Origin of the sequence: Streptomyces sp. Root1304, assembly GCF_001426405.1 — a bacterium.
In the GTDB taxonomy this organism is placed as follows: Bacteria; Actinomycetota; Actinomycetes; order Streptomycetales; family Streptomycetaceae; genus Streptomyces.
On the sequence record NZ_LMEP01000027.1, the window covers coordinates 168,798 to 180,899 of the forward strand.

The 12,102-nt window shown below is 72.0% G+C and carries 11 protein-coding genes; 3 read left to right on the top strand and 8 right to left on the bottom strand.

All coding sequences use genetic code 11. The features are described from left to right. Positions 1-144: 144 nt before the first annotated feature. Both ASD33_RS31875 and ASD33_RS31880 read left to right on the top strand, forming a co-directional pair. Positions 145-1,572 (top strand): MBL fold metallo-hydrolase, encoded by a 1,428-nt coding sequence (locus ASD33_RS31875; RefSeq protein WP_056568604.1) that lies wholly within the window; start codon positions 145-147, stop codon positions 1,570-1,572. 145 nt (positions 1,573-1,717) lie between these two features. Further along, a complete protein-coding gene (locus ASD33_RS31880) occupies positions 1,718-2,374 on the top strand; it encodes a CBS domain-containing protein (protein WP_056568606.1) in 657 nt (218 codons plus the stop codon). A gap of 28 nt (positions 2,375-2,402) precedes the next feature. On the opposite strand, the gene ASD33_RS31885 is transcribed toward ASD33_RS31880, so the two are convergent. The 8 genes from ASD33_RS31885 to ASD33_RS31915 all read right to left on the bottom strand — a co-directional run bounded on the left by ASD33_RS31885 (position 2,403) and on the right by ASD33_RS31915 (position 11,014). Then, positions 2,403-5,102, bottom strand: coding sequence for a cation-transporting P-type ATPase (locus tag ASD33_RS31885; RefSeq protein ID WP_056568610.1), 2,700 nt, complete (start codon positions 5,100-5,102; stop codon positions 2,403-2,405). After that, positions 5,095-5,688 (bottom strand): hypothetical protein, encoded by a 594-nt coding sequence (locus ASD33_RS31890; protein ID WP_056568614.1) that lies wholly within the window; start codon positions 5,686-5,688, stop codon positions 5,095-5,097. Before ASD33_RS31890 ends, ASD33_RS31885 begins: the two co-directional genes overlap by 8 nt. Positions 5,689-5,739: 51 nt before the next feature. After that, positions 5,740-6,069, bottom strand: a complete 330-nt coding sequence (locus tag ASD33_RS31895) for a hypothetical protein (RefSeq protein WP_056568617.1) — start codon at positions 6,067-6,069, stop codon at positions 5,740-5,742. Beyond that, a complete protein-coding gene (locus tag ASD33_RS31900) occupies positions 6,066-6,521 on the bottom strand; it encodes an Hsp20/alpha crystallin family protein (protein WP_056568620.1) in 456 nt (151 codons plus the stop codon). The genes ASD33_RS31895 and ASD33_RS31900 overlap by 4 nt, the downstream gene beginning before the upstream one ends. Positions 6,522-6,734: 213 nt before the next feature. Beyond that, a complete protein-coding gene (locus ASD33_RS31905; RefSeq protein ID WP_056568624.1) occupies positions 6,735-7,148 on the bottom strand; it encodes a CBS domain-containing protein in 414 nt (137 codons plus the stop codon). Positions 7,149-7,379: 231 nt separating this feature from the next. Further along, positions 7,380-9,782, bottom strand: coding sequence for a phosphoenolpyruvate synthase (gene ppsA / locus ASD33_RS31910; protein WP_056568627.1), 2,403 nt, complete (start codon positions 9,780-9,782; stop codon positions 7,380-7,382). Positions 9,783-9,911: 129 nt separating this feature from the next. Next, positions 9,912-10,112, bottom strand: coding sequence for a hypothetical protein (locus tag ASD33_RS35310; RefSeq protein WP_107103799.1), 201 nt, complete (start codon positions 10,110-10,112; stop codon positions 9,912-9,914). Beyond that, the gene (locus tag ASD33_RS31915; protein ID WP_056568630.1) at positions 10,109-11,014 is read right to left on the bottom strand and encodes a universal stress protein; all 906 of its coding nucleotides are present in this window, start codon (positions 11,012-11,014) and stop codon (positions 10,109-10,111) included. Before ASD33_RS31915 ends, ASD33_RS35310 begins: the two co-directional genes overlap by 4 nt. Positions 11,015-11,239: 225 nt before the next feature. On the opposite strand from ASD33_RS31915, the gene ASD33_RS31920 reads away from it, so the two are divergent. Continuing rightward, positions 11,240-12,097, top strand: coding sequence for a universal stress protein (locus tag ASD33_RS31920; RefSeq protein WP_056568634.1), 858 nt, complete (start codon positions 11,240-11,242; stop codon positions 12,095-12,097). The last annotated feature ends 5 nt before the right edge of the window (positions 12,098-12,102 follow it).

The following is a 12,102-nucleotide window of genomic DNA, read 5'->3' on the forward strand; positions in this document are numbered from 1 at the left end:
TGCGGCCCTCGCTCACCAGGCTCCGTGGAACCCTCCGCCGGCACATGAGCCGGTCGGCCCCCGAAACGGGCCCGCTCGGGCCCTGCGGCCGGGCCGGTCCGGATGCCAAGGTGGAGACCGGTCCACTCCGAAGGAGGGCTGACCATGTCCGAGGCAGCGCCGAACGCCACTCCCACCGCCCCGCGGCCCGCACTGCTCAGCTTCCTGGGCGGCGTGGGGACGGTCACCGGAAGCAAGTTCCTGGTGGAGAGCGATCATGCGCGGATCCTCCTCGACTGCGGTCTCTTCCAGGGTTTCGCGAACCTGAGGCGCCGCAACTGGGAACGGTTCGCGCGCGACGCCGCCGACGTCGACGCCGTGGTCGTCACCCACGCCCACCTGGACCACTGCGGCTATCTGCCACGCCTGGTCCGGCAGGGCTTCCGAGGCCCGATCCTCACCAGCGCCCACACCGCCCGGCTCGCCGCGATCGTGCTGCGCGACAGCGCCCGTCTCCAGATGGAGGCCGCCCGGCACGCCGCCGAGCACGGCTGGTCCAAGCACCGCCCGGCCAAGCCGTTGTACGACGACTCCGACGTCGAGAAGACGCTGGCGTTCCTCGACCCCGTCCCGATCGGCGAGGACGTGGAGATCATGGCCGGCACACGACTGACACTCCACCACGGCGGGCACATCCTGGGGTCGGCCTGGGCCCGCCTGACGCTGGAGGACGGCCACACCCTGGCCGTCTCCGGGGACCTCGGGCGGCCCGGACACCCACTTCTGCTTCCGCCCGAGCCGTTCTCCGGTGCCGACGTGCTGCTGATGGAGTCCACGTACGGCGACCGCCGCCACGACCAGGAATCCGCCCGGTCGGAGTTCGCCGCCGTGATCGCCCGGACCCTCGCCCGGAGCGGCACCGTCGTCATCCCCGCCTTCGCGATCGACCGCACCGAGGTCGTCCTGCACGAACTGACCCTGCTGCGCGAGACGGGCGTCCTGCCCCGCTCGGTGCCCGTGTACGTGGACAGCCCCATGGCTCTGGCCGCCCTCGACGTCTACCGCGACGCCGTGCGCGAGCGGTCGGCCGAGCTGCGGCCCGAGATCCTGGCCTCGGGGGACGCGGCTCTGAGCCCGGAGCCGTTCCTCGCCGCCCGCACGGTCCAGGAGTCCATCGACATCAACAGCACCCACGGTCCCGCCGTCATCGTCTCCTCGGCCGGCATGGCGACCGGCGGCCGCGTCCTGCACCACCTTCACCGGCTGCTCCCGGACCCGCGCAACGCGGTCGTGGTCGTCGGCTTCGCCGCCGCCGGAACCCGGGCGCGGGACTTGGTCGAGGGTTCCCGGACGCTCAAGATGTTCGGCGAGTACGTACCCGTACGGGCCGAGGTCGCCGACGTACCCCACTTCTCGGCCCACGCCGACGCCGGACAGATCCTCGACTGGCTGCGAGGCGCCCCTCCCCCGCACACCACCTACCTCGTCCACGGCGAACCGGCCGCTTCCGAGGCGCTGCGCGACCGCATCGACCACGAACTGGGCTGGACGGCCGTCGTCCCCCGCTCGGGTGAGGCCGTCCTCGTCCGCTGACGGGGCCCTTCGGCCCCCGGGTGGGACCTGCGCGGCCCTCCCGGGCGGCACCCGACCCGGGCGAGTCTGTGGGAAAGGGCTGGAGGACCTCATGCCGCGCATCGGCACGGAACCCCTGGCCCACGCCCGGTGAGGAGACAGAGTCATGGCCACCCAGCCGTTCACCGTCGCCGACGTGATGACCAAGAAGGTCGTCGCCGTCCAGCCCGGCGCGGAGTTCAAGGAGATCGTCGCCGCCATGGAGCGGTGGAAGGTGACCGCCGTACCGGTTGTCGAGGGCGAGGGCCGCGTCGTCGGCGTGGTCTCCGAGGCCGACCTGCTCCTCAAGGAGGAACTCCACGACCACCGCCCGGGTCTCGTGGAACAGATGCGTCGCCTCGACGCCACGGCCAAGGCGGGCTCTCACAGAGCCGAGGACCTGATGACCTCGCCCGCTGTCACCGTCGCTCCCGGTGCGTCCCTGCCCCGGGCCGCCCGTCTCATGGCTGCCCGTCGCGTGAAGCGGCTACCCGTCGTCGACGCGAGCGGCGTCATCCAGGGGATCGTGAGCCGGTCCGACCTCCTCAAGGTCTTCCTCCGCCCGGACGAGGATCTCGCCGCCGAAGTGCGCCGCGACGTCGTCGAGCACTTGTTCCCCCTCTCTCGTCGTCGGGTCGAGGTCCGTGTCGATGCCGGAGTCGTGAACCTGTCGGGCGAGGTCCGCGACAGCGCGCTCATCCCGCTCGCAGCCCGCCTTGCTCGCGCTGTCGAAGGAGTCGTGGACGTACGGTGCGAACTCACAGCCGAGGGTGACAGGCGATGAGGCACCGCAGTGTCGCGGATCTGGGTGGTCACGAGCCGGTCGTGCGTGCCGGACGCCGACGGCGGCGCTTGGCGCGCCGCAGCTCGTCCGTGCCCCACACCAGGACCGGGAACGTCGCGATGAGCAGAACGACGTCCAGGGGCAGGGCGGCCGTGCCGAAGAGGTGCTGGAGCGGGGGCGCGTAGACGAGGGCGGCCGTGAACGCGAGCTCGAAGGCGATGCCGGCGAGCAGCAGCGGATTGGAGAACACCCCGATGTCGCGGAGTGCCGCGTGGTCGGTACGGGCCGCGAAGGCCGTACCGACCTGGCAGGTGACGATGCCGGCGAAGCTGGCCGTGGTGGCCGTCACGTAGGCGTGGTGCAGGGGGCTGCCCGTACCCGTGGGATCACCCGGCTGCCAGCCCGCGCGCCAGAGCACGTAGAAGAAGCCGGTCATGACCAGGGCGGCCGATGCCAGGCCCAGGTAGCCCCAGCTGCGGACGAGCATGTCGCGGGAGATCACGCCCTGGTGCCGTGGTCGGGGCGGCCGCTGCATGATGCCGGGCTCGGAGCGTTCCCGGCCGAGGGCGAGGGCGGGCAGCGTCTCGGTGCCGAGGTCGATGGCGAGGATCTGCAGCACGGTGAGCGGCAGCGGTACAGCGCCGGCGGAGAGCGCGAAGACGAGGAAGGGCACGATCTCCGGGGTGGCGTGGGCGAAGATGTAGACGATGAACTTGCGTACGTTGTCGTAGACGCGTCGCCCGGATTCGACCGCGGTCACGATGGTGGCGAAGTCGTCGTCGGTGAGCACCATGGTGGCGGCCTCGCGGGCCACATCGGTGCCCGAGCGGCCCATGGCCACCCCGATGTGCGCGCGGTGCAGCGCGGGGGCGTCGTTGACCCCGTCACCCGTCATGGCGACGATCCGGCCGTGGGCCCGCAAGGTGTCCGCCACCTTGAGCTTCGTCTCGGGCGAGGAGCGGGCGAAGACGATCTCGGCGTCGCCTTCCACGAGGAGCCGGTCGAGCTCCTCGTCGCCCAGCGACTCGGAGGCCGCGACCACCTGCAGGCTGGGCACTCCGATGCCCACCTCCCGGGCGACCGCCGCGGCGGTGGCTCCGCTGTCCCCCGTCACGATGTGCACGCGCATCCCGGCCTCGTGGCAGCGGCGGATGGCCTCCGCCACCTCGGGGCGCGGTGGGTCGTACAGCCCGACCAGACCGAGCAGTGTCAGTCCCGATTCGGCGTCCTGACGGCGCGACGGCGGCTCCGACCCCGACGGCAGGTCGCGTGCGGCGACGGCGAGGACCCTCATGCCCCCCTCGGCCAGCTCCTCGGCCGCCGAGCGGGCCGCGTCCGTGGCGGAGCCGGGAAGGACGCGGGCCAGGACCGCTTCGGGCGCTCCCTTGGCAATGACCCGCAGGTGACCCGTCACCTCGTCCTCCTGTACGACCGACATCAGCCGCAGTCGCGGATCGAAGCGGAACAGTCCGCGCCGTTCCGCGTCGCGCCGGGTGAGATCCACAGGGGCCCCGTGGTCTGCGGCCCCGGCGACGAGGGCGGCCTCGGTCGGATCACCGTGCAGTTCGCCCTCCCCCTCCCGGGTCACGGTGGTGCACAGCGCGCTCGCCCGCACCAGCTCCTGCGCCCGAGGTCCGGGTCCCGCTCCGTGCTCCGCGGTCCAGAGAGCTCTCAGACGCATGCGGTTGCGGGTCAGCGTGCCGGTCTTGTCCGTGCAGATGACGTTCGTGGAGCCGAGCGTCTCCACCGCGCTGAGTCGCTTCACCAGCGCGCCTTCGCGGGCCAGCGCTCGGACGCCGACCGCGAGGGCCAGCGTGATGGTCGGAAGCAGCCCCTCGGGGACGTTGGCGACGAGGAGCCCGATGGCGAACATGAGGGAGTCGGTCACCGGCAGTCCGACGGCCACCCCCAGGACGAGGAACACGGCCCCCATGCCGGTGGCGACGCCGGCGATGAGCCAGGCGACCTTCTTGACCTGTCGTTCCAACGGGCTCGCCTCGCGCCTTGTCCGCTGGCTGAGGGCGGCGATCCGGCCGATCTCGGTGTGGTCGCCGGTGGCGAACACGATGGCCCGGGCCTGACCCTCGACACAGGTCGTCCCGCTGAAGACGAGATTCGGCTCCTCCAGCAAGGGGGCGCCGAGGAGCCCGGCCGCGGCCATGCGTTCGGCGGGGACGGACTCCCCCGTGAGCATCGACAGATCGACTTCCACTCCGCCCTCGGTGACGCGCGCGTCGGCCGGTACCTTGTCGCCCTCCTCCAAGAGGATCACGTCGCCCGGCACCAGGTCGCGGGCCTCCACGGTGAGGGGCCGGCCGTCGCGCACCGCGAGGGCGTGCTCGGGCAGATAGCGCGCGAGGGTCTCCACCGCCCGTTCGGCCTGGCGTTCCTGCAGCAGGGCGAAGCCCGCGTTGACGGCGATGACCGCCAGGATCGCCCAGCCGAGCACGCCCAGATCCGCGACGAAGGCCAGCGCGGCGGCGGCCCAGAGCAGCAGAGCGAGCGGATGGACCAGCTGTCCGGTCAGCTCCCGCGCGAAGGAGGAGCGGGCCTTGCGTCGTACCTCGTTGGGCCCGTGAACGGCGAGCCGGCGGGCGGCTTCGCGGGCGGACAACCCCTCTGGCCCGGTGGCGAGTTCCCGGCGCAGTCTGGGCAGGGGCTCGCTGGGGTCGAACGGCAGCACCCCGGTGGGCGTGGCGGCACGGCCCGTGGCGGCACGGTCAGTCATCGTCGGTCCCCGGGGCACTCCCCCTGCGGAGCCGACCGGACCACACGGGTTCGACCTGCTCCCACTCCTGTTCCCAGACCGCGAGCCGGAGGGCTTCGGTCCGCCGTCGTACGAGGACGAGAACGCCGGCCCCGATCGCTCCGACGGAGGCCGTGGCGAAGCTCCCGCCCGAGAGCGAGGTCAGCGCGCGGTCGGCGGTGCCGCCCGGAGCGCGGGCAGGAGTGCCGTTGTCGTCCACCCAGATCTTCACCGTGCGGCCCTGGGGCGTCCGGGGAGGGACGTGGACGGTGCCGGACCGACGGACGTGGTCGGGCTGTTCCCAGACCGCAGGGGCGACCGCCCGCGGTGTCGATCCGTACCGGCTGGCGACGGCCGGGTCCCTGGCCGGCCCGGTGGTGGTCGCCTGCACCCGGTGGCGATGGGCGGCGAGTGCACGATCGGCCCTGGCGCCGGCGCTCCACAGGCTCGCGGCGGCCACGGCGCCGCAGATCAGGGAGATCGTCAGGACGAGGACCAGTGTGGCGCGCCCGCCACGTCCCGGTCCGGACGGCGTGGGTCGCGGTTCCGACCGCTTGCGGTGGTCCATATCTCGCACCTCTGGGATGGAGCGGCCTCCAGGACGGGCCGACGAGACCGTTCAGCGCGTAGTGCCGAGTTCGGTCCCGATGTGGTGGGCCCAGTCCTGGATCCGTTCCGGGTCGCGGAAGTCTCCGCCCTTACCGTGGCGGCCTCTGGACCGGCTGATGCGGCCCGGCGTCTCGGCGGTCACCGCGCCACCGAAGGTCATGTGCTCCCGGGTCCCGCCGAGGACGACTCCGTCGTAGCCCCTGACCTCGGAGACGGTGTCGGCCGGCAGGACGACGGCCGTGAAGCCGTCGGCCCAGAGCGTCCGGCCGTTCTCGTCGGCGATCCCCCTGGTCGCGCCGTGCCTGCTGTCGTGGGCGACCAGGACTCGCTCGGCGTTCACGACGTGACTTCCCCGGGCGGGGTACCGCCTCGCTTCACCGGTATGGTGCGTGCGGCGCCGGTCTTCTCCTCGGGCATCGGGACACGGATGGTGAGGATGCCGTCCTCGTACGACGCCTCGACGTCGTCGGCCGGGATCGTGACCGGCAGACGCACGGTCCTGCGGAACGATCCGTAGCGGAACTCCGAGTGCTCCTTGTCCTCCTCGCTCTCGCTGTGCTCCGCGCTCACCGTGATCAGGTTGTCATCGACGGTGATGGTGACGTCGTCGGGGTCCATCCCGGGCAGTTCGGCCCGCAGCACGTACCCGCGGGCGCCGCTGGACACCTCCACCGGGATGGAGTGTGCGGCCGTCGCCGGTCGCCAGCCGGGCAGCCCCGGAAACTCCCGGTTGAACAAGTCGTTGAAGTCGGGGAAGAGGCTGTGCCTGCGTTCGACCTTGCCTCCGGCCATTGTTCTGCTCCTCGTTTCGGGGCCCAGGACGGTCGCCGAGGACCCGAGTCGGTGCTGACGGACGGTGGACCGCGTTACGGGGGCCGGTCCGACTCCTCAACCCCATCGTCCGCCCGCGAGGTGACGCGGCGCAGCGTCCAAGGGGGCCGTCCGACGGGGCCGAACGGGCCGCGCCTGGACCGACCGGCCCATGGCGCCACCGCTCCGGTGCGGTCAGCGGCAGATCTCCTCGACGAAGTGGCCCACCCGTTCCTCCGGCAGGTGCTTCGCCAGGTCCGCCTCGCTGATCATGCCGACCAGGCGGTGGTCGTCGATCACGGGTACGCGGCGGACGCGGTGCTCCTGCATGGTGCGGAGCACCTGCTCGCTGTCCGCGTCCGCGTCGACCGTGACCGGCTTGCCCTGGGCGAGGAGTCCGGCCGTCATGTGGTGGGGGTCCTTGCCCTTGGCCAGGCACTTCACCACGATGTCCCGGTCGGTGATGATGCCGTGGAGCCGGTTGTCCGGCCCGCAGATGGGCAGAGCGCCGACGTCGAGCTCGCTCATGCGGCGTGCCGCGTCCATCAGGGTCTCGTTCTCCTGCACGCAGCTCGCGCCGGCGTGCATCATCTCCCTTGCGGTCGTCATGGCCGCGTCCTCCTTTCAGGCCCCCTGTTCGCGATCCGGCCGCTTCGCCGTCGGTTCAGAGGAAATGCGTCGACACTCTGATGGTGTGGACCGGGCGGTTCGGACGCCCGTTCACCCCCTCCGCGGGCGGCTGGTGGTTCTCGGGGCGACCATGCCCTGTGTCCGTGGCCGCCTGGCGACCGAGCTCGGCCGAGGGCCGGGTGTCTCGGTGCCGTGTCTTCCTGGGCACGATCACTCCTCCCTCCGTCCGGCGGCGCTCTCAAGCGCCGTCTCCGCCCGGGCCACGTGCCGTTTGACGGTCGCGAAGCTGTCCGGCGCGACGGAGATGGAGTCGAGGCCCGCGTCGACCAGGATCGCGGTGAACGCCGGATCGTCGCTGGGCCGCTGCCCGCACAGTCCGACAGGGCGGCCGGCCGCGTGCGCGCGGGCAGCGAGGCTCCGGACACTGCGGACGACGGCGGGGTCGCGCTCGTCGAAGACGTGGGCGAGGGCCTCGGAGTCGCGGTCGACGCCGAGGGTGAGCTGCGTGAGGTCGTTGCTGCCGATCGAGAACCCGTCGAAGCGATCCGCGAAGTCCTCAGCAAGGATGATGTTGGCCGGTATCTCCGCCATCACGTAGACGCGCAAGCCCTTCTCACCCCGTACGAGTCCCTCCTCCGCCATCACCGCGAGCACCTGGTCCGCCTCGCCGAGGGTCCGGCAGAAGGGAATCATGACGACCACGTTCGTCATCCCCATCCCCTCACGGACCCGGCGCAACGCACGGCACTCGAGAGCGAACCCCTCCCGATAGCCCTCGCTGTAGTACCGGCTCGCGCCCCGCCAGCCGATCATGGGGTTGGCCTCGTCGGGTTCGAAGGGGTGGCCGCCGAGGAGCTTGGCGTACTCGTTGGTCTTGAAGTCGCTGGTGCGCACGATGACGGGGGCCGGCCACCGGGAGGCGGCGATCCGCGCGATGCCGTACGCCAGACGGTCGACGAAGTACTGGCTCCGGTCCGGACAGCCCTCGGTGAGCTGCTCGACGGCCTGCCGGTCGCGGGCATCGAGTCGCTCCGGGTGCAGCAGGGCCATCGGGTGGACCTTCACCTGGTGAGCGACGATGAACTCGAGGCGCGCGAGGCCCACACCATCGGCGGGCAGCCGCCACCAGCGGAACGCGGCCGACGGGTCGGCCAGGTTGAGCATCACTCCGGTGCGCGTGGCAGGCAGCTCCGCGAGGTCGGTCATGATCTCCTCGTACGCGAGCAGGCCGTCGAGGACCCGTCCGCGCTCGCCCTCGGCACACGAGACGGTCACCGGCCGGCCTTGCTGCAGAATCCGGGTGCCGTTGCCGGTTCCGACGACAGCGGGGACGCCGAGTTCGCGGCTGACGATGGCCGCGTGCGAGGTGCGTCCGCCGTGGTCGGTGACGATCGCCGAAGCCCTCTTCATGACCGGTTCCCAGTCGGGGTCGGTGACTCGGGTGACGAGAACCCCGCCCTGCGGGAAGCGGTCGAGATCGAGGGGGGCGTCGAGGGCGACGACGGGCCCCTGGCCGATCGCCTCGCCCACCGCGATGCCCTCCACCAGAGGTTCACCGGGAACGACGGTCAGCCGGCAGCGGCGCAGGGTCGTGGACCGCCGGCGGGACTGCACGGTCTCAGGGCGCGCCTGGACGATCCAGAGTTCGCCGGTGAGGCCGTCCTTGGCCCATTCGAGATCCATCGGGCAGCCGTAGTGCTCTTCGACGGCCGCCGCCCAGGCGGCGAGCTCGCTGATCTCCGCATCGGCGAGGACGCGTTGGTTCCGCTCGGCGTCGGTGGTGTCGAGGGTGCGGGTCATCCCCGTGTCCGCGTACACCGTCTTGAGCCGCTTGGTGCCGATCCGCACATCGATCACGGGGTTCAGGGCGGGGTCCTTCATGCTGGGCTTGAACACCGTGTACTCGTCGGGATCGACCCGGCCGCTGACGACGGTCTCGCCCAGACCCCAGGCGGCGCTCACCACGATCACCTCGGGGAAGCCGCTCTCCGGGTCGAGGGTGAAGGCGACCCCGGCCCCGGCGAGGTCGGAGCGGACCATGAGCTGGACGCCGACGGAGAGGGCGACGGCCATGTGGTCGAAGCCCATCCGCTCGCGGTAGTCGATCGCCCGGTCGGTGAACAGGGACGCGTAGCAGCGCCTGCACGCCTCCAGGAGCGCATCGGCGCCGCGGACGTTCAGGTATGTCTCCTGCTGCCCGGCGAAGCTCGCCTCGGGCAGGTCCTCGGCCGTCGCGCTGCTGCGCACGGCCACCTCGGGCGTCTTCCGGCCGCTCTCCTGGGCCAGTCGCTCGTACGCGGTCAGGATGACGTCCCGCAGCGGCGGGGGCAGTGGCTGTGCGAGGAAGGACGAACGGACGGCCGCGCCCACCTCGTCGAGCGGGGCCCCTCGGTGCAGGCGGCCGACCTGCTCCTCGACCGCGTCGCGCAGTCCGCGGCCCGCGAGAAGTTCCTCGTACGCCTCGGCGGTGGTGGCGAAGCCCGGTGGTACGCGTATGCCGGCGGCGCCGAGCCGGTTCGTCATCTCTCCCAGTGAGGCGTTCTTGCCTCCCACCCGGCCGACGTCCGAGCGGTCCAGCTCCGTGAACGGTACGACGCGACGCATCGGTGCCATGACATCCTCCGTGGCTCTCGGGTGCCCCTCAGTACGGGAGCGGTCGGCCGGTCGGGGTCCGCAGATCGGGGGGGCTCGGCCTGCGGGGTTGTCGGGGCCGGGGGCTGATCCGGATGCGCTGCATGGTGCTCACCTCTCCGGGGAAGACTCCGCGCGGAGTCGCGGGGCGCTCCGGTGGGCGAGCGCGTCGTGACGGAGCCCGTTGTGGGCGGGCGGTACGGCGACGACGAGACGGAGCGCCCGTCCTCTTCGTACAGCCTCGTCGGCCGCCCAGACGAGAGCGGGGATCGATTGCTCCCGGGGGTCGGCTCCGAGCAGTATCTCGTTCACGACTCCTCGACCCGGGTGGCGAAGGCGGGCGGGACGATCTCCACCGGGCAATGGGCGTGGTGGAGCAGGACGTGGGCGACGCGCCCCAGGGACGGGCCTGCGCCCAGCACCCGGTGCTCCCTGCCCATGACGAGCAGATCGGTGTGGGCACTCGCCTCCACCAGGATCCCGGGCGTGCTCGTGCCCGTCTCGACGTGATGGCTGACGATGAGCCCGGGATAGAAGTCACGCACGCGGTCGGCGAGCACTTTGACCTCGTGCACGCGCCGCCGCGCGATCTCGTCCAGGTCGTCCAGCATGGTCGCGACGCTGCCGACGTGAGTGAGCACGTTCCAGACGCTCACCAGTCGCAACACCGCCTTGCGGGCGTCGGCCTCGGCCGCCGCGACGAGCAGCCAGCCGACATCAGAGGCGCCGTGCACGGCCGCCGTCACCGAGCCCGACTCGGGGCGGTCGCTGTCACCGCGGACGACGATCACGGGCGCCTCGGCGCGGGCTGCCACCCCCATGCCCACGGATCCGAGCATCAGGCTCGAGAAGCCGCCGAGCCCCCGGCTGCCCACCACGATCGTGCCCCGGTGGCCGGCGGTCGCCCGGAGGCCGGCCACCGGCTCCTGACGGCTCAGTTCCTTCGTGACGGCGAGGTCCGGAAAGTGCTCTCGGACCGTGCTCTCGGTCTCGATCAGCAGGTCGCGGCCCGCTTCGCGCACCGCCTGGATCGTCTCGGCGTTCGCGAAGAGGGCGCGGCGGTCGGTGTCGGCGGCGTGGACAAGACGCAGGGGCCGCCCCCGTCGGTCCGCCTCGGCGGCGGCCCAGAGGACGGCCGTGCGCCCGGAGGGGGACCCGTCGACGCCCACGACGACGTTGCCGAGCTCCGGTCGAGCGGGGATCTCGCTGGTCATGGTTTCCTCCTCCGGGGTACGCCCGGCGCTCGGGAGCACGTCCCGAGGGGCGACACCTCCCACGCTCGCACCGGCGCGGGCCTTCCGTGGATGGGCCGTTCGGCCCCGATCGAGACCTGCCCGGCCCTGCTGCCGGAAGGCACGGGACCGCCAGCCTGAAGTCCGGATGTCCTTGTCCGTCCGGATCCGCAGGGAACGGAGCGGACACGGCTGAGGAGGCACGCCATGACGCCCCAGGTCAGCGTCGGATTGGACGGTTCAGAGGAAAGCCTCGCCGCCGTGGGTTGGGCGGCGACGGCAGCGGTGTTGCGCGAGGTGCCCCTTCGGCTGGTGCACGTGGAAGAGTGGCCGAACACGCCTGAGGCGCCCCTGTCGTACGCCCGGACCATGGCCGAGCGGGCCGAGAGCCTCCTACGGGACGAGGCGGACCGTGTGCGGAAGGACCATCCCGGCCTCGAGGTGCTCACGGAGCGTACGCGAGGCGGGGCGGCCGAGGAGCTGACGGCCGCCGCGAACGAGGCGGATCTGACGGTGCTCGGATCCCGCGGGCTCGGTGGCGTCCGAGGCTTCATCGTCGGCTCGGTCTCCCTTGCCGTCGTCGGCTCGGCGCGGCGGCCGATCGTTCTCGTGCGCACGGAGGGCGCCCCGGTCGCTCACCGGGGCGGGATCGTGGTGGGCGTCGACATCCACCGCCCGTGCGAAGCCCTGCTCGCGTTCTCGTTCGAGGAAGCCGCCCGCAGGAACACATCGCTGCGGCTGCTGCACAGCTGGACGCTTCCCGCCTCGTACGGCTACGCGGCTGTCATGGACCCGGGCATCGGCGAGGAGCTGGGCGGCCACATCCTCGGGGGTCTGGAGGACCTGGTAGGACCGTGGCGGAAGCGGTACGCGGGCGTGGACGTGACGGCCACGACGGTGGACGGCGTGCCTGCGTACCAGCTGGTCGAGGCGTCACGGACCGCGCAACTCGTCATCGTGGGGCGGCGGAGCCGGAAGGTGCCCCTCGGCACGCATCTCGGCCATGTCGCCCACGCGGTCATCCACCACAGCCCCGCGCCGGTCGCCGTCGTCCCTCTGACGTGAGCGGA

What these genes read in the sequence shown, in the direction of transcription:
- ASD33_RS31900 (WP_056568620.1), bottom strand. Translation starts at nt 6,521, where the DNA reads ATGGCCGGAGGCAAGGTCGAACGCAGGCACAGCCTCTTCCCCGACTTC.
- ASD33_RS31920 (WP_056568634.1), top strand. Translation starts at nt 11,240, where the DNA reads ATGACGCCCCAGGTCAGCGTCGGATTGGACGGTTCAGAGGAAAGCCTC.
- ASD33_RS31915 (WP_056568630.1), bottom strand. Translation starts at nt 11,014, where the DNA reads ATGACCAGCGAGATCCCCGCTCGACCGGAGCTCGGCAACGTCGTCGTG.
- ASD33_RS31875 (WP_056568604.1), top strand. Translation starts at nt 145, where the DNA reads ATGTCCGAGGCAGCGCCGAACGCCACTCCCACCGCCCCGCGGCCCGCA.
- ASD33_RS31905 (WP_056568624.1), bottom strand. Translation starts at nt 7,148, where the DNA reads ATGACGACCGCAAGGGAGATGATGCACGCCGGCGCGAGCTGCGTGCAG.
- ppsA (WP_056568627.1), bottom strand. Translation starts at nt 9,782, where the DNA reads ATGGCACCGATGCGTCGCGTCGTACCGTTCACGGAGCTGGACCGCTCG.
- ASD33_RS31890 (WP_056568614.1), bottom strand. Translation starts at nt 5,688, where the DNA reads ATGGACCACCGCAAGCGGTCGGAACCGCGACCCACGCCGTCCGGACCG.
- ASD33_RS31880 (WP_056568606.1), top strand. Translation starts at nt 1,718, where the DNA reads ATGGCCACCCAGCCGTTCACCGTCGCCGACGTGATGACCAAGAAGGTC.
- ASD33_RS31885 (WP_056568610.1), bottom strand. Translation starts at nt 5,102, where the DNA reads ATGACTGACCGTGCCGCCACGGGCCGTGCCGCCACGCCCACCGGGGTG.